Origin of the sequence: Streptomyces plumbidurans (assembly GCF_019857225.1) — a bacterium.
Classification (GTDB): Bacteria; Actinomycetota; Actinomycetes; order Streptomycetales; family Streptomycetaceae; genus Streptomyces; species Streptomyces plumbidurans.
On sequence record NZ_JAFJSY010000078.1, the window covers coordinates 25,754 to 44,732 of the forward strand.

The window sequence follows — 18,979 nt, forward strand, 5'->3', positions numbered from 1 at the left end:
CTTCACGTGATCTGCGCGGCATTAACTTGTGACAAGTGATCGTCAGCCGATACCTTCACCCACCAGCGCGGTGCCCAGCATCATGCGCCGCGCCGCTCAGCGCTGTCTCGCGAAAGGCTCCTGCATGCTCTCCGGGAACGGTCGACACCGTCGCCCCCGCCAGGCCCCGGCCATCATCGTCGCCGCCGGAGTGACCGGCTCCGCCATCGCCATCCCGCTCCTCGGCGCCTCCGCCGCGAACGCGGCCGACGGCACCGCGTGGGACAAGGTGGCGCAGTGCGAGACCGACGGCGCCTGGAGCCAGAACGACGGCAGCGGTTTCTACGGCGGCCTGAAGCTGAGCCAGGACGACTGGGACAAGTACGGCGGCCTCGACTACGCCTCCAGGCCCGACCTCGCCAGCCGCAACCAGCAGATAGCCGTCGCCGAGAAGATCCTCGACGCCAAGGGCGTCGGCGCCTTCCACACCTGCGGACTGACCTCGGGGCTGACCGAGGCCTCGGGCTCGGACGACATCGACACCGGTGTGCTGGGCGGCGGTTCATCCGATTCGTCCGCCTCATCCGATCCATCAGGTTCTTCGGATTCTTCGGCTTCATCGGATTCGTCCGGGATGTACGGCTCCACCGGTCTGTCCAACTCGTCCGCGTCGGGCGACACGTCCGACGAGACCTCTTCCTCCAGCTCCTCCAGCCCCTCCGGTTCATCCAATTCGGATGATTCGACCGGCTCGTGGGGTTCGTCCGGTTCGCCGGATTCGTCCTCCAGTGCATCCCCCTCGGCGTCTCCGGACGAGACGGACAACTCCGCCAAGTCCGACACATCGGCTTCGCCGTCCAGTTCGTCGTCCGCCTCGACGCCGAGCGGTGCGAAGGGGGACGACTCGGACAACGTCCAGCAGCCGGTGGGCTCTTGGAGCCTGGTGGACACCGGCCCGACCGGCAGTGGTCGGCACCGTGGCGCGAGCGCCGACGAGTCCCCGGCCGGCGGTCACGCGGACGACACCTACACCGTCCGTGCCGGCGACACTCTCGCCTCCATCGCCGACTCGCTTGACCTGGACGGCGGATGGCACCGGCTCTACGACGCGAACAAGAAGGCGATCGGCGCCGACCCGAACCACATCTTCGCCGGTCAGACCCTCCGGCTCGGTGGCGAATAGCGAGCGAAAGGGGCGCGAACAGGGCCAAAAACAACGGAAGTTCACGTCACACTTTGGGCTTGATGTCCGGTTTGATGAAAGTGTGGGATGAGTCTCAGAAGCCCTGATCGTCTTTGAAATTCCGTGGAGCGCGTGTCTACGGTCTTCACCGCTCGTCAACACGAGCCCCGGCTGCCGCAACGCCGAATCCTGCCAGCGGCCGTACGGGAACAGTCGTCGCGTCAAGCGCCGTAGGCAGGAGCGGGGGACCCAAGGTAAGTGCCCCACCGGGAAGTTGCCGGTGGCGGCTTGGGGTGTAGCCGTGCCGAGCGAGAGCGAGGCGCGACCGGGCAACTCAACCGGCCCGAACCCGACAGCTCACCTCGCAGGCGTCGGTGAGGGGATCAAGCATGCTGTTTTCCGGGCAGGGCAAGCACCGCCGTCCGTCCAAGGCCACCCGCGTCGCCGCGTTCGCCGGCATCACCGGTGTCGCCATCGCCGCCCCGCTGATGGCGGCCGGCAACGCCTCCGCCGCCACCTCCTCCGAGTGGGACAAGGTCGCCCAGTGCGAGTCGGGCGGCAACTGGTCCATCAACACCGGCAACGGTTACTACGGCGGCCTGCAGTTCTCCGCCTCCACCTGGGCCGCGTACGGCGGCACCGCCTACGCCCCGCAGGCCAACCAGGCCAGCAAGTCGCAGCAGATAGCCGTCGCCGAGAAGGTTCTCGCCGCGCAGGGCAAGGGTGCCTGGCCGGTCTGCGGCACGGGCCTGTCCGGTGCCGCCTACAACGGCGCCGCCGCCGCGAAGCCGAGCACCACCACGCACTCCGACTCGCAGGCCGCCTCCCGCTCCTCCGAGCGTCCGGCCGCGAAGACGCAGAAGAGCCAGAAGACCGTCACCACCCCGACCGGCAAGAAGGTCAAGAAGGGCGACGGCGAGTACAAGGTCGTCAAGGGCGACACCCTCAGCACCATCGCCGCCAAGCACCACGTCTCCGGCGGCTGGTCGAAGCTGTTCAAGCTGAACAAGGACATCGTCCAGGACGCCGACCTGATCTACCCGGGCCAGCAGCTGCACCTGAAGTAGCAGCCCGCCCCCGTCCCCACGGACTCCCCGCCTCGGTGCGTGTTCCCCCGTACGCACCGGGGCGGGGTCTTTTCTGCCCGCGTGCATTCGTGCCCGTGCATCCGTACCCGTGCATCCATGCTTCCGTGCCGGTTTTTGTTCCGTTCGGAAACAATTTACTCTCGGTTCTGCCCAAGGGGTGGGCGATCGCGTGGCCGATCGGCCCGGGCCGGTTAGGCTCGTCTCGCAGAGCCCACTGCGGCGCTGCGTAGCCGCGTCACATTGAAGAAGGAGATGCTCGTGCCGTCCATCGACGTCGTCGTAGCCCGGGAAATCCTGGACTCCCGAGGCAACCCCACGGTCGAGGTCGAGGTCGGCCTCGACGACGGCAGCACGGGTCGTGCCGCCGTCCCGTCCGGCGCCTCCACGGGCGCCTTCGAGGCCATCGAGCTCCGCGACGGTGACCCCAACCGCTACCAGGGCAAGGGCGTCGAGAAGGCCGTCCTCGCCGTGATCGAGCAGATCGGCCCGGAGCTGGTCGGCTACGACGCCACCGAGCAGCGCCTGATCGACCAGGCGATGTTCGACCTGGACGCCACCGACAACAAGGGCTCGCTCGGCGCCAACGCCATCCTCGGCGTCTCCCTCGCCGTGGCCCACGCCGCCTCCGAGGCGTCCGACCTGCCGCTCTTCCGCTACCTGGGCGGCCCGAACGCGCACCTGCTGCCGGTGCCGATGATGAACATCCTGAACGGCGGCTCGCACGCCGACTCCAACGTGGACATCCAGGAGTTCATGATCGCCCCGATCGGCGCGGAGACCTTCTCCGAGGCCCTGCGCTGGGGCGCCGAGGTGTACCACACGCTGAAGAAGGTCCTGAAGTCCAAGGGCCTGTCCACCGGTCTCGGCGACGAGGGCGGCTTCGCCCCGAACCTCGAGTCCAACCGCGCCGCCCTCGACCTCATCCTCGAGGCCATCAAGGAGGCCGGTTACGTCCCCGGCCAGCAGATCGCCCTCGCGCTCGACGTCGCCGCCTCCGAGTTCTACAAGGACGGCAAGTACCTCTTCGAGGGCAAGGAGCGCTCCGCCGCCGAGATGACGGAGTACTACGAGGAGCTCGTGGCGGCCTACCCGCTCGTCTCCATCGAGGACCCGCTGTACGAGGACGACTGGGCCGGCTGGAAGGTCATCACCGACCGCATCGGCGACAAGGTGCAGCTGGTCGGCGACGACCTGTTCGTCACCAACCCCGAGCGGCTGGCCCGCGGCATCGAGGAGGGCTCCGCCAACGCCCTGCTCGTGAAGGTCAACCAGATCGGTTCGCTGACCGAGACCCTGGACGCCGTCGAGCTCGCCCAGCGCAACGGCTTCAAGTGCATGATGTCCCACCGCTCCGGCGAGACCGAGGACGTCACCATCGCCGACCTGGCCGTCGCCACCAACTGCGGCCAGATCAAGACCGGCGCCCCGGCCCGCTCCGAGCGCGTCGCCAAGTACAACCAGCTGCTGCGCATCGAGGAGATCCTCGACGACGCAGCGGTGTACGCGGGCCGCAGCGCCTTCCCGCGCTTCAAGGGCTGAGCCGCCACTGACCCGTTAAGGGTCAAGGCTGCGCCAGTCGTACGTACGTCCCCGTACCGGTCCCGTACCGTGTGCGGGGACGTACGCACGTGTGCACGGGAGGCGGGGCTATGGCCGTCAAGGACCGGGACCGGTTCTCGACCGCGACCAGGATCAAGCTGCTCGGTGAGCAGACGGCGGCCCGTGTCTACCGATCCCAGACCAAGCGCCAGGCCCGGCGCTCGCGGCTGACCGGCCGGGCCGCGCTGCTCGCGCTGGTCCTGTGCTCCCTGGTCGTCGCGCTGGCGTATCCCATAAGGCAGTACGTCTCCCAGCGCTCCGAGATCTCCGACCTGCAGCGGCAGAAGGAGCAGGCGCGCGAGCGGGTGGAGCAGCTGCGCGACCTCAAGGCACGCTGGCAGGACGACTCCTACGCCGAGCAGCAGATCCGGCAGCGGCTGCACTACGTGATGCCGGGCGAGACGGGCTACATCGTCGTCGGCCCGCACGCGGGCAGGCAGTCGCGCACCGAGCTGGGCGCGGCCGACCGCCCCTGGTACACCAACGTCTGGGACGGGGTCGACAAGTCGGACGCCTCCGACCGGTGAACCGCACAACAGGCAAGCTGAACAAGCAGAAAGACAGGCATGGAAACGCCCCCGCCGCCCACCCCGCGCACCGAGCCCACCGACGCGGACGTCGAGGCCTTCAAGCAGCAGCTCGGGCGGCCGCCGCGCGGCCTGCGCGCCATCGCGCACCGCTGCCCGTGCGGGCAGCCGGACGTCGTGGAGACCGCTCCGCGGCTGCCCGACGGCACGCCCTTCCCGACGACGTACTACCTGACCTGCCCGCGCGCCGCCTCCGCGATCGGCACGCTGGAGGCGAACGGCGTCATGAAGGAGATGACCGAGCGGCTGCAGACCGACCCGGAGCTGGCCGCGGCCTATCGCTCGGCGCACGAGGACTACATCCGGCGCCGTGACGAGATCGAGGTGCTGGAGGGCTTTCCCAGCGCCGGGGGCATGCCGGACCGGGTGAAGTGCCTGCACGTCCTGGTGGCGCACTCCCTGGCCGCCGGTCCGGGCGTCAACCCGCTCGGCGACGAGGCGATCGCGATGCTGCCCGAGTGGTGGCGCAAGGGGGCGTGTGTGGTGCCGGGCGCCGCTGAGGAGTGACGGTCGCTGCGGCCGGCCCGGGGCTGCGCCCCAGGCCCCGCTTCGGCCCCGAAAGGGCCTCGTCCTCAAGCGCCGGACGGGCTGAGACGACCGGACCGGCATCGAAACGCTCACGCGGCCACCACCGCGAACACGGAAGGGCCTCCCACATGACCCGCGTCGCCGCCATCGACTGCGGTACCAACTCCATCCGGCTGCTCGTCGCCGACGCCGATCCCGGGACCGGTGAACTGGTCGATCTGGACCGGCGTATGACCATCGTGCGGCTCGGGCAGGGTGTCGACCGGACCGGGCGGCTGGCTCCCGAGGCGCTGGAGCGGACGTTCGCCGCCTGCCGGGAGTACGCCGCGGTCATCAAGGAGCACGGGGCCGAGCGGCTTCGCTTCGTGGCCACCTCGGCCTCGCGGGACGCCGAGAACCGCGACGACTTCGTGCGCGGCGTGCTCGACATCCTCGGCGTCGAGCCCGAGGTCATCACCGGTGATCAGGAGGCCGAGTTCTCCTTCACCGGTGCGACGAAGGAGCTGACGGGCAGCGACCACCTCGACAGGCCGTACCTGGTCGTCGACATCGGCGGCGGCTCCACCGAGTTCGTCGTGGGCGACGAGCAGGTGCGCGGAGCCCGCTCCGTGGACGTCGGCTGCGTGAGGATGACCGAGCGGCACCTCGTGCGGGACGGCGCGGTCACCGACCCGCCCGCCGAGGAGCAGATCGCGGCCGTACGGGCCGACATCGAGCGGGCGCTCGACCTCGCCGAGGAGAGCGTCCCGCTGCGCGAGGCACGCACGCTGGTCGGCCTCGCGGGGTCGGTCATGACCGTGTCGGCGATCGCGCAGGAGCTGCCCGAGTACGACTCGCGGCGCATCCACCACTCCCGCGTCCCGCGCGAGAAGGTCCGCGAGATCACCGAGTGGCTGCTGCACTCCACCCACGCCGAGCGCGCGGCCGTCCCCTCCATGCACCCGGGCCGCGTCGACGTGATCGCAGCGGGAGCCCTCGTGCTGCTCTCGATCATGGAGCGGATCGGGGCCGAGGAGGTCGTGGTGAGCGAGCACGACATCCTCGACGGCATCGCGTGGTCCTTGGCGTAGCCCTCTTTACTACTGAGCGGTAGCTCTCGGACGAGCAGGTCGGATAGCGTATGAGCGTGACCGAGGGGGCCTCCGGGGGCGTTCGGCGCGGTGTCGCCGACGAAGTTCGTGAAGTTCTTCACAAGAGATTCCGCCCTGTGGAAGCATGAAAAGCGCTCCGCTTGAGCCTTTCGGGGGTCAACAAGCCCTTGAACATGTTCAATCGGGGCAGCTGAGGGCGCTGTGAGAGGGTCTCGCGGAAGCTCGTTTCGGACCCCTCACGGCGGTCGTCCGGAGACGGAGAGCCAGCTCACGGGGCTTTCACAAGGGGACGTACCGCCCACGTGAACCACCCGGCGGAATCGCGCCGGTCAAGCGGGTCGCGGAGGATAACACACCCCCTGCAAGACCTTGTGAAGGGGCGCACGAGGTACCCCCCTGAGCCAGGTGGATACTCGATGGCATGAGCACCACGGAGCGTCCCAGGATCCTCGTAGTAGGCGGTGGGTACGTAGGCCTGTACGCAGCTCGGCGCATCCAGAAGAAGATGCGCTACGGCGAGGCGACCGTCACGGTCGTCGACCCCCGGTCGTACATGACCTACCAGCCCTTCCTGCCCGAAACCGCCGCCGGCAACATCTCCCCGCGCCACGTCGTCGTCCCGCTGCGACGCGTGCTGCCGAAGGCGGAGGTTCTCACCGGCCGGGTCACCACCATCGACCAGGACCGCAAGGTCGCAACCGTCGCCCCGCTGGTCGGCGAGGCGTACGAGCTGCCCTTCGACTACCTGGTGATCGCGCTCGGCGCGGTCTCCCGCACCTTCCCGATCCCCGGCCTCGCCGAGCAGGGCATCGGCATGAAGGGCATCGAGGAGGCCATCGGCCTGCGCAACCACGTCCTCGAGCAGCTCGACAAGGCCGACTCCACCACCGACGAGGAGATCCGCCGCAAGGCGCTCACCTTCGTCTTCGTCGGCGGCGGCTTCGCCGGTGCGGAGACCATCGGTGAGGTCGAGGACCTGGCTCGCGACGCGGCCAAGTACTACACCAACGTGTCCCGCGAGGACATGCGCTTCATCCTCGTCGACGCCGCCGACAAGATCCTGCCCGAGGTCGGCCCCAAGCTGGGCGCCTACGGCAAGGAGCACCTGGAGAGCCGCGGCGTGGAGATCTACCTCTCCACCTCGATGGACTCCTGCGTCGACGGCCACGTGGTCCTGAAGAACGGCCTCGAGGTCGACTCCAACACGATCGTCTGGACCGCCGGCGTCAAGCCGAACCCGGTCCTGTCCCGCTACGGCCTGCCGCTCGGCCCCCGCGGTCACGTCGACTGCGAGCCGACCCTCCAGGTCAAGGGCACCGACTACATCTGGGCCGCCGGCGACAACGCCCAGGTCCCGGACCTCGTCGGCCGCAAGGCGGGCAACGAGAACGCCTGGTGCCCGCCGAACGCCCAGCACGCGCTGCGTCAGGCCAAGGTCCTCGGCGACAACGTGATCTCCGGTATGCGGGGCTTCCCGCAGCAGGACTACTCGCACGCCAACAAGGGTGCGGTGGCCGGTCTCGGGCTCCACAAGGGCGTCGCGATGATCGTCATGGGCAAGATGAAGATCAAGGTCAAGGGCCGTCTGGCCTGGTACATGCACCGCGGCTACCACGGTCTGGCCATGCCGACCTGGAACCGCAAGGTCCGCGTCTTCGCCGACTGGACCCTCGGCATGTTCCTCAAGCGCGAGGTCGTCTCCCTCGGCGCCATGGAGCACCCGCGCGAGGAGTTCTACGAGGCCGCCAAGCCGGCGCCGGTGGCCGCCGCGCCGAAGGAGAAGACCGAGGCCAAGGCCTCCTGACCGGATCCCGGTCGCCGTACGAACCGAAGGACCTCCCGCCATCCGTGGTGCGGGAGGTCCTTCGGCGTATCCGGATCCTTCGGCGTTCCCCGGTGTCGCTGTTCTCCGGGTATCACCCCGAGCAAGTAGATGGTCCCTGCATGTATTTTGCCGAGCCGTAACGCGCACGGGGGACTGTACAAGGGCTCCATCGGTGTTTACGTGTTGACTGAACATTCCGGGATCGCTGTCACGGAGGTGTGCACCATGGCTGACGCCGCGCTGCGGCTGAAGAGCCTCGTAGAACAGTTGCTGGGGGTGCCGTTGCCGGTGCGCATCCGCGCCTGGGACGGTTCGGTGGCCGGGCCGCCGGGCGCACCCGCGCTCGTCGTGCGCAACCGCCGCGCACTGCGCCGGCTGCTGTGGAAACCGGGGGAACTGGGCCTGGCCCGGGCCTGGGTGGCCGGGGACCTGGACATCGAGGGTGACCTCTACGAGGGCCTCGACCGGATGGCGTCACTGGTGTGGGAGCGCGGCGAGGACGCGCGGACCCTGCTGCAGGCGCTCGGCGACCCGGAGGTGCGCTCGGCCGCCCGCGGACTGGTGAGGATGGCCGGGCTTCCGCTGCCGCCCGCCCCGCCTCCCGAGGAGGTCCGCAAGGCCCGCAAGCATCTGCACACCAAACGCAGCGACAGGCGCGCCATCAGCCACCACTACGACGTCGGCAACGACTTCTACGAGATCGTCCTCGGCCCCTCCATGGTGTACTCGTGCGCCTACTGGCAAGAGGACGGCACCCTGGAGCAGGCCCAGCGCGACAAGCTCGAACTCGTCTGCGGCAAGCTCGGCCTGACGCCCGGTCAGCGACTCCTCGACGTCGGCTGCGGCTGGGGCTCCATGGCCATCCACGCCGCGCGCGAGCACGGCGTGAGCGTCGTCGGCGTCACCCTCTCCCAGGAACAGGCCGCCTACGCCCGCAAGCGCGTCGCCGACGAGGGCCTGACCGACCGCGTGGAGATCCGGGTCCAGGACTACCGCGACGTCGCCGACGGGCCCTACGACGCCATCTCCTCCATCGGCATGGCCGAACACGTCGGCGCGGAACGGTACTTGGAGTACGCGCGGGACCTGCACACCCTGCTGCGCCCCGGCGGCAGGCTGCTCAACCACCAGATCGCCCGGCGGCCGCAGCGGGACGAATCGGCGTACAACGTCGACGAGTTCATCGACGCCTACGTCTTCCCCGACGGCGAGCTGGCTCCCATCGGCACGACCGTCACCCAGCTCGAACGCGCCGGGTTCGAGGTGCGCGACGTCGAGTCGATCCGCGAGCACTACGCCCTCACCCTGCGCCGCTGGGTGGCCAACCTGGAGACGGAGTGGGCGCGTTCGAAGCGACTGGCCGGCGCCGGGCGGGCCCGTGTCTGGCGGCTCTACATGGCCGCGTGCGCCCTGGCCTTCGAGCACAACCGCATCGGCGTCAACCAGGTGCTGGCCGTCAAGACCCCGGAGAGCGGCGCTTCGGGGCTGCCGCTCAGGGCCCGCACCTGGGGCGTCCCGGCGTCGTAGGAGTACGGCAGAAGGGGCCCCGCCCGGCGACCGGACGGGGCCCCTTGTCCCGTAGTGCTGCGTCCCGTAGTGCTGCGTCCCGTAGTGCTACTCCGACTTGATGGCCGTCAGCGTGTTCAGGCGCGCCGCCCGCCGGGCCGGCCACAGGGCGGCCAGGACGCCGACCGCGGCGGCCAGCAGGAGGAAGACCCCCATCCGCGCCCAGGGCAGGACCAGTTCGTACGTCGCCATCTTGGTGCCGAGCAGTTCGCCGGCCGCCCAGCCGAAGAAGACGCCCAAGCCGATGCCGAGCACGCCGCCGAACAGGGAGATCACCAGGGACTCCAGGCGGACCATGCGCTTGATGCCCTTGCGGTCCAGGCCGATCGCCCGGAGCATGCCGATCTCCTGCGAGCGTTCGAAGACCGACATGGCCAGGGTGTTGATGACACCGAGGACCGCGACGATCACGGCCATGGCGAGCAGGCCGTAGAGCATGTTCAGCATCAGCGTGAACATCTTCGCGATGTCGTCGGACAGGTCCTGCTTGCTCTGGACCTTGATGGCCGGGTTGCTGCCGAGGGCCTTCTCCAGCTTGTCCTTGGTGGCGCCGGACGCGCCGTCCGCCGTCTTCACCAGGACCTGCATGTCACCCGGGTCGGTCATGTGCGGGGTGACGGTCCGGCTGTCGACCAGGATGCCGCGGATCAGCTCGTTGCCCTCGTAGATGCCGGAGACCGTCAGCGGGGTCGACTTCCCGTCCTCGTAGTGCGCGGTGAAGCTCGAACCCTCCCTCCAGCCATAGGACTTGGCGGTGTCCTCGTCCACGACGACCTGGCCGCCGCCCACCTTGAAGGCGCCGTTGTCCACCTTCAGGTCCGTCAGCTTCGCGATCGCCGCGCCGTTCACTCCGGTCAGGGACTCGCCCGAGCCGTCGATGCGCGAGTAGACGTTGCGCAGCGGGCTGGTGTCGGTGACCTCGCCGGTGGCGTTCAGCTTCTTGTCGACGTCCGGGGAGAGCTCGTTGCCGCTCGCCATGGAGACCACGTAGTCGGCCCTGATGGCGGACGAGGCCATCTTGTCGATCGACTTCTGCAGGCTGCCCGCCATCACCGTCATGCCGGTGATGAGGGTGAGCCCGATCATCAGCGCGGAGGCGGTGGCCGCCGTGCGGCGCGGGTTGCGCACCGAGTTCTGCCGGGCCAGCTTGCCGGAGATGCCGAAGATGCGCAGGACCGGCGCCGCGGCCGCGATCAGCGGGCGCGAGAGCAGCGGCGTGAGGATGAAGACGCCGATGATGAGCAGGACCGCGCCGAGGCCCATGGGGGCCTGGCCGTCCGAGCCGTCCATCGTGGTGGCCGCGAGGACCACCGCGATGCCCGCGGCACTGAACAGCGCGCCCAACGTGTTGCGCAGCACCAGGGACTTGGTCGTCGCCTTCGCGTGGATGCTGCTCATCGCGGCGACCGGCGGGATCTTCGCGGCCCGGCGGCCGGGCAGCCACGCCGCGAGCATCGTGATGAACACGCCGACCACGAGGGCGGTCGCGACCGTGCCCGGCGTGATGACGAGCGGGCCGTCCGGGACGCTGCCGCCGAGCGTGCCCATCAGGGCGCGCAGCCCGGCGCCGATGCCGATGCCCGCGACCAGACCGGTGACACCGGCGACCACACCGACCACGAACGCCTCGATCAGCACGGAGCGGGTGACCTGGCGGCGCGAGGCGCCGACGGCGCGCAGCAGGGCCAGTTCCTTGGTGCGCTGGGCGACCAGCATGGTGAAGGTGTTGGCGATGATGAACGTGCCGACGAAGAGCGCGACGCCCGCGAAGACCAGCAGACCCTGCTTGAGGCCGCTCATCGACGACGAGATCTGCTCGGCCTGGTCGTCGGCGAGCTTCTTGCCGGTGGTGGTCTCCACGAGCTTGGTGCCCAGCGCGTTGTCCAGCCCGGTCTTCAGCGCGACCTGGGAGGTGCCGGGGGCGGCCCGCACGTCGATCTCGTCGTAGGTGCCGGGCTTGCCGAACAGCTTCTGGGCGGTGGCGGTGTCGTAGAGGGCGAGGGAGCCGCCGGCCGCGACATTGCCGTCGTCGGTGGTGAAGATGCCGCTGACGGTCGGGGTGAGGACCGGGCCGTCGACGGAGAGGCGGACCTTGTCGCCGACCTTGTACCCGGCGCGCTCGGCCGTCTTGGCGTCGATGGCGACCTGGTGCGCGCCGTGCGGTGCGCTGCCCGACTTCAGCGGGTAGCGGGGGTCCTTGTCGCCCCAGTAGTTGCCGCCCTGTGACTGGAAGCCGCCGCCGATCAGCTTGCCGTGCCTGTCGGCGATCGCGGTGAAGCCGCTGACGACGCCGACGGCGTTCGCCGCGCCCGGAACCTTCGCGCTCCGGTCGAGCATGGCCTGCGTCAGCTCGGGCGTCTTGCTGATCGTATTGCCCTTGTCCTCCTGGGACTTGGCCTCAACGGCCACGTCGACCCGGTCGAAGCCCTTGGCCGAACTGTTCTGGTACGCATCGGAGATGGTGTTGGTGAAGACCAGCGTCCCGGAGACGAACGCCACGCCGAGCATCACGGCGAGCACGGTCATCAGGAGCCGGGCCTTGTGCGCAAGGACGTTGCGCAGGGCGGTGCGGAACATCAGCTCGTACGGCCCTTCGCGTCGAACTCGGGGGTCTGGGGGTTTCCCCCAGGAAAATGCCGCATGAAGTCGAGGACCGCTTCGGACGTCGGGCGGTACATCTCGTCGACGATCCGGCCGTCGGCGAGGAAGACCACCCGGTCCGCGTACGCCGCGGCGACCGGGTCGTGGGTCACCATCACGACCGTCTGCCCCAACTCCCTTACGGAGTTGCGCAGGAAGCCCAGCACCTCGGCGCCGGAGCGGGAGTCGAGGTTTCCGGTGGGCTCGTCGCCGAAGATGATGTCCGGCTTGGAGGCGAGGGCGCGGGCCACGGCGACGCGCTGCTGCTGGCCGCCGGAGAGCTGGGAGGGCCGGTGGCCGAGGCGGTCCTTGAGACCGACCATCCGGATCACCGTCTCCAGCCACTGCTTGTCGGGCTTGCGGCCCGCGATGTCCATCGGAAGGGTGATGTTCTCCAGGGCCGTCAACGTCGGCAGCAGGTTGTACGCCTGGAAGATGAAGCCGATCTTGTCCCGGCGCAGCTTGGTGAGCTGCTTGTCCTTCAGGGAGCCGAGTTCGGTCTCGCCGATGCGCACCGAGCCGGAGGAGAAGGTGTCGAGACCGGCCACGCAGTGCATCAGCGTGGACTTGCCGGACCCCGAGGGGCCCATGATCGCGGTGAACTCTGCCTGCCGGAAGTCGACGGAGACCCGGTCGAGGGCGACCACCTGGGTCTCGCCCTGTCCGTAGATCTTCGAGAGATCCGTGGCGCGTGCGGCCGTGGTGGTGGCCCGGCCGGCGACGGGTGTGGTGGTCACGGGTAGGAACTCCTCGCGGGACGATGTCTTGAAGGGACGTGACCATCGTGCTGGCCGCAAGAGCCCGTGTAGTCAGCCGCTGTTCCGGTTCCTGGGGGCGACTCGGGTCGGACCGAACGCCGCGTAGTCATACCTCAGGATGACGGCGACCCCTGACGAGGACCCCCGACGCTGCCGCCCGCTCGGGTCCGCGTCGAGAACCGGTGGAGCACCCTCGTTCGGGCGGTGAAATTCCGTCATTCCGCATGCGCGACGAAGCGTCGCACGCAAGGCTATTGGCATGTGCGGATGGCGCGTACCACGGGCTGATGCACCCTCAGACGTCAATAAAATAAGACAACATCGGTCCACCGGTCGGCAGTTCGGGGGACGTATCCCGATAGGCTCGGGAAGCTCGAAGCGGAGCCCATGGCCTGCCCGGATGGTGGAATGCAGACACGGCGAGCTTAAACCTCGCTGCCCCTTCGCGGGCGTGCCGGTTCAAGTCCGGCTCCGGGCACTTCCACTCCTTCACTACTTGAACGTTGACAGCGGCCGCGTGCCGTCGGAGACTCCTTCCGAACCTGGTGAAGAAGTTTTCACCAGGCGAACGTCCAGGCGAACGCCTGCGCCCGTCCGAAGGGAACGACCGATGCGCACCACCGTCGGCATCATCGGAGCCGGCCCGGCCGGACTGCTCCTCGCCCGGCTGCTCCACAACGCCGGCATCGACTCGGTCGTGCTGGAGAGCCGCGACCGCGCCTATGTCGAGCAGCGCCAGCGTGCCGGAATCCTGGAGCAGGGCACGGTGGACGTGCTGCGCGCGGCGGGCGCCGGGGAGCGCATGGACCGCGAGGGGCTCCGGCACGACGGCATCGAGCTGCGCTACGACCGCAGGCGCCATCGCATCGACTTCCCCGCCCTCACCGGCGGCCGGTCCGTGATGGTCTACGCCCAGACCGAGGTGTGCAAGGACCTGATCGCCCTGCAGCTCAAGGAGGGCGGTCCGCTGCTGTTCGGGGCGCAGGCGCTGGCCGTCGAGGGCGCGGAGAGCGACAGCCCACGGGTCCGCTTCCGGCACGAGGGGCGCGAGTCCGTCCTGGAGTGCGACTACGTCGTCGGCTGCGACGGGTCCTGGGGAGTGGCCCGCACGGCGGTCCCCGCCGAGCTGACCCGCACCTTCGAGCGGACGTACCCCTTCGCCTGGCTCGGCATCCTCGCCGACGTGGCGCCCTCGCACGACGAACTCGTCTACGCCCGCCACGACCGCGGCTTCGCCCTGCTGTCCATGCGCTCCCCGTCCGTCTCCCGGCTCTACCTCCAGGTGCCCGAGGGCACCGACGCCGAGGCGTGGAGCGACGAGGAGATCTGGCGGGAGCTGGAGCGCCGCTTCGAGACCGCGGACGGATGGCGGCTGGAGCGCGGCCCGATCACCCAGAAGTCGGTGACACCCATGCGCTCCTACGTCCACGAGCCCATGCGGCACGGCCGGCTCTTCCTCGCCGGCGACGCGGCCCACATCGTGCCGCCGACGGGCGCCAAGGGACTGAATCTGGCCGTGGGCGACGTCGTCACCTTCGCGCGGGCACTCGCGCACCGGCGCGAGACCGGTTCGCAGGAGCTCCTCGACGCCTACTCGCGGACCTGCCTGCGCCGCGTCTGGCAGGCCGAGCGGTTCTCGTACGAGATGACGACGACGCTGCACCGCACCCCTGGTGCGACGCCCTTCGACGACCGGCTGCAGCTCGCCCGGCTGGAGCGCATCGCCTCCTCGCGGGCCGCCGCGACCGACCTCGCCGAGGGGTACACGGGCTTCCCGCTCGACTGAGTGATCTCCGGCAGGTTCCGGCCATGTCGCAGATTGGTCATGAATGGGCCCTGGTGGTGAGGGGAATCACGGATCCGCGTAGCGTGTTGCGCAGCACGACGAGGGAAAGATCCTCCCCAAGCACTAGGGTCAATCCTTTGCCTACCTATTACCCTTGATGCCAAGGCCGCGCCGCGGCCATGGAGGAGTGCAATGAGGAGCAGAAACCCGGTCTTCTCGCGACGGGGGTTCAGCCGCGACAACGGCTACGCGGGCTTCAACGCCGCGCCGCAGGCCGGGGGACAGGCTGTCGGCACGCAGGGCAACCCGTACGGCCAGGGCAATCCATACGCCCAGCCGCCCGGCGCCCCCTACGCGCAGAACCCGTACGCGCAGAACCCCTACGCCCAGCAGGGCCTGCAGGGCGCGCCGCCGCAGGCACCGGCCACCACCGGCCGGATGACGATGGACGACGTCGTGCTGCGCACGGCGACGACCCTCGGCACCCTGATCGTGACGGCCGCGCTCGCCTGGGCGCTGCTGCCGGTCGACGACGCCCACATCAACCGCTCGTACGGCATCGGCATCGTCGCCGCGCTGATCGGCATGGTGCTGGCGTTCGTCCAGTCCTTCAAGCGCAAGGCCACGCCGGCGCTGATCGTGTCGTACGCCGCGTTCGAGGGTGTCTTCCTCGGCGTCGTCTCCAGCATCGTCGACAACCGCATCGCGAGCGGCGCGGCCATGCAGGCCGTGATCGGCACGATGGCGGTCTTCGCCGGAGTGCTGATCGCGTACAAGGCGGGCTGGATCCGAGTCAACCGCCGCTTCTACGGCTTCGTGATGGCGGCCGCGCTCGGCTTCGTCCTGCTGATGGCGGTGAACCTGCTGTTCGCCGTCTTCGGCGGCGGTGACGGCCTCGGCTTCCGCAGCGGCCCGCTCGGCGTCTTCTTCGGCGTCGTCGGCATCCTGCTCGGCGCCTGCTTCCTCGCCCTGGACTTCAAGCAGGTCGAGGACGGCATCGCCTACGGCGCGCCGAAGGACGAGGCGTGGCTGGCGGCCTTCGGCCTGACCCTGACGCTGGTCTGGATCTACATGGAGTTCCTGCGGATCATCGCGATCCTCAACAGCAACGACTAGCCGTCGACGGCCGCGCTTCGGCGCGGGCTGTGCAGCAAAGGGCCCCGGATCGATTCCGGGGCCCTTTTCCGTCGTCCAGGTGCGCACCTAGATCAGTTTGCGCGCGGCCCTCCTCAGGTCGTACTCATGAACAATCGCCTTGGCGTGGCCGTACGCGAGGTTGTGCTCGTGCCGGAGCCAGCTGACCTTCTCCTCGAAGTTGAAGAGAGCCGGGCCTTCTTCGACGGCGCGAAGCCAGTCGGTGACCTCCCGACCGGTGCAGTGCGGGATGCGGGCGAGCAGGTTGCGATGGGTCTCCTCGGAGAAGACTTGGGACATCGGCGCCTCCGGACGAAAAGGGGATGTAAGCCGGTCCTTCAGGTCACCGTGCCTGAGCGTTCGCCTGTTGGCAACAGTGCGGCGGCGCGTACGCTCGGGCTCGTGGTTGATACGACGCCCTTGACCCGTGCCGTGGATCATTTCGCCGACCGTCTGCGGGCGGCGCCGCAGAGTCGTCTGCAGCGGGGCGGCGCAGCGGAAGCGCTGGCGCTGGCAAGAGAGTTGGCACGGCAGGCGCAGGTTCTGGAGGAGCCGGGGGTTGAGCCCCGGGAGATGCCCGACGCGGGGATGTTCGCTGCCGCTGATCAAATCACGGTGGCTGCTCATGACTTGGCCCTCGTGCTTTGTGACGAGGGCCAGGTCGAGGAGGCTGTGCGGTTGGTGGGGGAGGCGCAGGCGCGGGCCGGGGTTTGAGGGTGCGGGGTGGGGGTGCGGTGTGCGGGGTTTGGGGCTCGTGGGCGGGTGCGGGTGCGTCGTGGCTTGTCGCGCAGTTCCCCACGCCCCTAAAAGCGCTCGCGGCCCGCGCCGCTGAAAACGCCCGCGCCTTGCGCCGCTGAAAACGCCCGCGGCCCGCGCCCCTGAAACGCCCGCGCCCCTTCAGGGCACTGAAGAACCCCGCGCTCTACAGCGACGCTATGACCCTGTCCGCCAGGATGTAGACGTTCTCCTCGCCGCACTCGAACGTCAGCGTGTATGCGCCCGAGATGCCCGAGCCGCCCAGCAGGACCGGGGTCTGGCCGGCGCGCAGGGCGGCGGCCAGGCGTTCCGCGGTCTCGCGGTGGCCCGGGGTCATGCAGAGGGTGGTGCCGTCGGCGAAGACGTAGACGTCGAGGGTGCCGAGGGGGCCCGGGCGGACGTCGGCCAGTTCGATGCGGGAGGCGGCCAGGTCCTCGAGAGTGGCCACCGTGCGTTCGTGGTCGCCCACGACGGGTGACTGGACCGGGACGAAGTCCGGGTGCGAGGGGTGGCGGCGGCGGGCGGCGGCCAGTTCGGGGGAGTCCCCCGCGAAGTCGTCGGGCTCCGCGCTCGGTTCGGCCACCGGCTCCAGACCCACGAAATCGGTCTGCCGCGGCATGAACAGCTCGCTGTCCGCGATTCCCAGCAGCGAGGGCGCGTCGGAGGCGTCACGCGACTCCTGGGCGGCCCAGAAGGCACGGGCCTCGGCGAGCTCGCGCTCACGCTCCTCGGCGAGCGCCGCGGCTACGGCCGCGCGTATCTCGTCGGTCTCGGCGGAGCGGGCGGCCGGTACGAGGCCGCGCGCGGAGTTGTTCTCGGCGAGCTGGGTGTGCAGTACCGCGACCTCACGACGCAGCACCATGAGCGTGCGCAGGACGGCGACGCCCACGGCGCCCGTGGCGGCCGTGATGACCAGCAAGGCGATCGGCATGGCGCTCACTGACGTACTCCCGGTTCAAAGTCGACCCCCGACTTCCTACATCAGCTTGAAGGGCGGACTATCCAGCTGTCAGTGCGTAACGTCACGAAACGGGCGGGAGTTTGGGCCCGGCGCTTACTGGCGCAACAGCGCTGACCTGCGTAGATCCCTCCGCTAAGGGAGATAGGTCACATCCTGGGGGAGATTGGATCACAAATCGGCCCGGAGGCCCGGGGTTTCCCGGACTCCGGGCCTTCGTCTCACCGTGTGTGCTACGGCGACTACCGAGAGGTCAGCTCAGACGCTCGATGACCATCGCCATGCCCTGGCCGCCGCCGACGCACATCGTCTCCAGACCGAACTGCTTGTCGTGGAACTGGAGGGAGTTGATGAGCGTGCCGGTGATGCGGGCGCCGGTCATGCCGAAGGGGTGGCCGACGGCGATGGCGCCGCCGTTGACGTTCAGCTTCTCCAGCGGGATGTTCAGGTCGCGGTAGGAGGGGATCACCTGGGCGGCGAACGCCTCGTTGATCTCGACCAGGTCGATGTCGTCGATGGTGAGGCCGGCGCGGCCGAGCGCCTGCTGCGACGCCTCCACCGGCCCGAGGCCCATGATCTCGGGGGACAGGCCCGAGACGCCGGTCGACACGATGCGGGCGAGCGGGGTCAGGCCCAGCTCGCGGGCCTTGGTGTCGCTCATGATGACGACCGCGGCGGCGCCGTCGTTCAGCGGGCAGCAGTTGCCGGCGGTGACCAGACCGTCGGGGCGGAAGACCGGCTTGAGTCCGGCGACGCCCTCCATGGTGACGCCCGCGCGCGGGCCGTCGTCCTTGGCGACGACCGTGCCGTCGGGCAGCGTCACCGGGGTGATCTCGCGCTCCCAGAAGCCGTTCTTGATGGCTTCCTCGGCGAGGTTCTGCGAGCGCACCCCGAACTCGTCCATGTCCTGGCGGGTGACGCCCTTGAGGCGGGCCAGGTTCTCGGCGGTCTGGCCCATCGCGATGTACGGGTCGGGGACCAGGCCGTCCTCGCGCGGGTCGTGCCAGGTGGTGCCCTCCTGCTGGGCGACCTCGGCGGTACGCGCCTCGGCCTCGGCGAAGAGCGGGTTGTGCGTGTCGGGGAGGCTGTCGGAGTTGCCCTTCACATACCGGGAGACCATCTCGACGCCGGCCGAGATGAAGACGTCGCCCTCACCGGCCTTGATGGCGTGCAGGGCCATCCGGGAGGTCTGCAGGGAGGACGAGCAGTACCGGGTGATGGTGCAGCCCGGCAGGTGGTCCATCCCCATCTGCACGGCCACGATGCGGCCGAGGTTGTTGCCCTGCTCGCCGCCGGGCAGGCCGCAGCCGAGCATCAGGTCCTCGATGTCCTTCGGGTCCAGCTCGGGGACCTTGGCGAGGGCGGCCTGGATGATCGTGGCGGTCAGGTCGTCGGGGCGCAGATCCTTGAGGGAGCCCTTGAAGGCGCGGCCGATGGGGGAGCGGGCGGTCGAGACGATCACGGCTTCGGGCATCACGGCTCCATTGGCATACGGGGGCGT

16 protein-coding genes, 1 tRNA gene and 1 riboswitch are annotated in these 18,979 nt (G+C 69.3%); of the genes, 12 read left to right on the forward strand and 5 right to left on the reverse strand.

Going from position 1 to position 18,979, the window contains the following annotated elements:
* Positions 1 to 124 precede the first annotated feature (124 nt).
* The 8 genes from JYK17_RS33250 (at position 125) to JYK17_RS33285 (ending at position 9,407) form a co-directional block, all read left to right on the forward strand.
* On the forward strand, positions 125 to 1,162 hold the full coding sequence (locus tag JYK17_RS33250) for a LysM peptidoglycan-binding domain-containing protein (protein ID WP_108008257.1): 1,038 nt from the start codon (positions 125 to 127) through the stop codon (positions 1,160 to 1,162).
* Between the two features lie 216 nt (positions 1,163 to 1,378).
* Positions 1,379 to 1,548: riboswitch (cyclic di-AMP (ydaO/yuaA leader) on the forward strand.
* 3 nt (positions 1,549 to 1,551) lie between these two features.
* Complete coding sequence (locus tag JYK17_RS33255; RefSeq protein WP_128802148.1) at positions 1,552 to 2,229, forward strand: transglycosylase family protein; 678 nt, start codon at positions 1,552 to 1,554, stop codon at positions 2,227 to 2,229.
* 273 nt (positions 2,230 to 2,502) lie between these two features.
* Entirely contained in the window at positions 2,503 to 3,789 is a 1,287-nt protein-coding gene (eno, locus tag JYK17_RS33260) for a phosphopyruvate hydratase (RefSeq protein ID WP_108008253.1), read from the forward strand.
* Positions 3,790 to 3,899: 110 nt separating this feature from the next.
* A complete protein-coding gene (locus JYK17_RS33265) occupies positions 3,900 to 4,376 on the forward strand; it encodes an FtsB family cell division protein (RefSeq protein ID WP_108008251.1) in 477 nt (158 codons plus the stop codon).
* Positions 4,377 to 4,415: 39 nt separating this feature from the next.
* Positions 4,416 to 4,943, forward strand: coding sequence for a DUF501 domain-containing protein (locus JYK17_RS33270; RefSeq protein ID WP_222811834.1), 528 nt, complete (start codon positions 4,416 to 4,418; stop codon positions 4,941 to 4,943).
* Between the two features lie 149 nt (positions 4,944 to 5,092).
* On the forward strand, positions 5,093 to 6,034 hold the full coding sequence (locus JYK17_RS33275; protein ID WP_222811835.1) for a Ppx/GppA phosphatase family protein: 942 nt from the start codon (positions 5,093 to 5,095) through the stop codon (positions 6,032 to 6,034).
* Between the two features lie 442 nt (positions 6,035 to 6,476).
* Positions 6,477 to 7,859, forward strand: a complete 1,383-nt coding sequence (locus tag JYK17_RS33280; protein WP_108008245.1) for an NAD(P)/FAD-dependent oxidoreductase — start codon at positions 6,477 to 6,479, stop codon at positions 7,857 to 7,859.
* Between the two features lie 246 nt (positions 7,860 to 8,105).
* Positions 8,106 to 9,407 (forward strand): SAM-dependent methyltransferase, encoded by a 1,302-nt coding sequence (locus JYK17_RS33285; RefSeq protein WP_222811836.1) that lies wholly within the window; start codon positions 8,106 to 8,108, stop codon positions 9,405 to 9,407.
* A gap of 87 nt (positions 9,408 to 9,494) precedes the next feature.
* Here the strand turns inward: JYK17_RS33285 and JYK17_RS33290 are convergent, their stop codons facing one another.
* Together JYK17_RS33290 and JYK17_RS33295 are read right to left on the reverse strand one after the other, a co-directional pair.
* Positions 9,495 to 12,023 (reverse strand): ABC transporter permease, encoded by a 2,529-nt coding sequence (locus tag JYK17_RS33290; RefSeq protein WP_222811837.1) that lies wholly within the window; start codon positions 12,021 to 12,023, stop codon positions 9,495 to 9,497.
* Positions 12,023 to 12,823 (reverse strand): ABC transporter ATP-binding protein, encoded by an 801-nt coding sequence (locus tag JYK17_RS33295; RefSeq protein WP_108008239.1) that lies wholly within the window; start codon positions 12,821 to 12,823, stop codon positions 12,023 to 12,025. Before JYK17_RS33295 ends, JYK17_RS33290 begins: the two co-directional genes overlap by 1 nt.
* Positions 12,824 to 13,238: 415 nt before the next feature.
* Here JYK17_RS33295 and JYK17_RS33300 point away from each other — a divergent pair.
* The 3 genes from JYK17_RS33300 to JYK17_RS33310 all read left to right on the forward strand — a co-directional run bounded on the left by JYK17_RS33300 (position 13,239) and on the right by JYK17_RS33310 (position 15,746).
* Positions 13,239 to 13,322, forward strand: a tRNA-Leu gene (locus JYK17_RS33300).
* Between the two features lie 132 nt (positions 13,323 to 13,454).
* A complete protein-coding gene (locus tag JYK17_RS33305; RefSeq protein WP_222811838.1) occupies positions 13,455 to 14,630 on the forward strand; it encodes a 4-hydroxybenzoate 3-monooxygenase in 1,176 nt (391 codons plus the stop codon).
* Positions 14,631 to 14,822: 192 nt separating this feature from the next.
* Positions 14,823 to 15,746, forward strand: coding sequence for a Bax inhibitor-1/YccA family protein (locus tag JYK17_RS33310; RefSeq protein ID WP_222811839.1), 924 nt, complete (start codon positions 14,823 to 14,825; stop codon positions 15,744 to 15,746).
* A gap of 87 nt (positions 15,747 to 15,833) precedes the next feature.
* Here the strand turns inward: JYK17_RS33310 and JYK17_RS33315 are convergent, their stop codons facing one another.
* Positions 15,834 to 16,064, reverse strand: a complete 231-nt coding sequence (locus JYK17_RS33315; RefSeq protein ID WP_128802142.1) for a DUF4287 domain-containing protein — start codon at positions 16,062 to 16,064, stop codon at positions 15,834 to 15,836.
* A 102-nt stretch (positions 16,065 to 16,166) separates the two neighbouring features.
* Here JYK17_RS33315 and JYK17_RS33320 point away from each other — a divergent pair, with 102 nt between their 5' ends.
* Entirely contained in the window at positions 16,167 to 16,478 is a 312-nt protein-coding gene (locus JYK17_RS33320; protein ID WP_181362373.1) for a hypothetical protein, read from the forward strand.
* 208 nt (positions 16,479 to 16,686) lie between these two features.
* On the opposite strand, the gene JYK17_RS33325 is transcribed toward JYK17_RS33320, so the two are convergent.
* Both JYK17_RS33325 and JYK17_RS33330 read right to left on the reverse strand, forming a co-directional pair.
* Entirely contained in the window at positions 16,687 to 17,460 is a 774-nt protein-coding gene (locus tag JYK17_RS33325; protein ID WP_108008230.1) for a hypothetical protein, read from the reverse strand.
* Between the two features lie 271 nt (positions 17,461 to 17,731).
* Entirely contained in the window at positions 17,732 to 18,952 is a 1,221-nt protein-coding gene (locus JYK17_RS33330) for an acetyl-CoA C-acetyltransferase (RefSeq protein WP_108008228.1), read from the reverse strand.
* Positions 18,953 to 18,979 lie beyond the last annotated feature (27 nt).

Bases quoted from the DNA above. Each gene is read 5' to 3' on its own strand.
- JYK17_RS33265 (WP_108008251.1), top strand. From the start codon at position 3,900: ATGGCCGTCAAGGACCGGGACCGGTTCTCGACCGCGACCAGGATCAAG.
- JYK17_RS33310 (WP_222811839.1), top strand. From the start codon at position 14,823: ATGAGGAGCAGAAACCCGGTCTTCTCGCGACGGGGGTTCAGCCGCGAC.
- eno (WP_108008253.1), top strand. From the start codon at position 2,503: ATGCTCGTGCCGTCCATCGACGTCGTCGTAGCCCGGGAAATCCTGGAC.
- JYK17_RS33290 (WP_222811837.1), bottom strand. From the start codon at position 12,023: ATGTTCCGCACCGCCCTGCGCAACGTCCTTGCGCACAAGGCCCGGCTC.
- JYK17_RS33255 (WP_128802148.1), top strand. From the start codon at position 1,552: ATGCTGTTTTCCGGGCAGGGCAAGCACCGCCGTCCGTCCAAGGCCACC.
- JYK17_RS33305 (WP_222811838.1), top strand. From the start codon at position 13,455: ATGCGCACCACCGTCGGCATCATCGGAGCCGGCCCGGCCGGACTGCTC.
- JYK17_RS33280 (WP_108008245.1), top strand. From the start codon at position 6,477: ATGAGCACCACGGAGCGTCCCAGGATCCTCGTAGTAGGCGGTGGGTAC.
- JYK17_RS33285 (WP_222811836.1), top strand. From the start codon at position 8,106: ATGGCTGACGCCGCGCTGCGGCTGAAGAGCCTCGTAGAACAGTTGCTG.
- JYK17_RS33270 (WP_222811834.1), top strand. From the start codon at position 4,416: ATGGAAACGCCCCCGCCGCCCACCCCGCGCACCGAGCCCACCGACGCG.
- JYK17_RS33250 (WP_108008257.1), top strand. From the start codon at position 125: ATGCTCTCCGGGAACGGTCGACACCGTCGCCCCCGCCAGGCCCCGGCC.
- JYK17_RS33330 (WP_108008228.1), bottom strand. From the start codon at position 18,952: ATGCCCGAAGCCGTGATCGTCTCGACCGCCCGCTCCCCCATCGGCCGC.
- JYK17_RS33315 (WP_128802142.1), bottom strand. From the start codon at position 16,064: ATGTCCCAAGTCTTCTCCGAGGAGACCCATCGCAACCTGCTCGCCCGC.
- JYK17_RS33275 (WP_222811835.1), top strand. From the start codon at position 5,093: ATGACCCGCGTCGCCGCCATCGACTGCGGTACCAACTCCATCCGGCTG.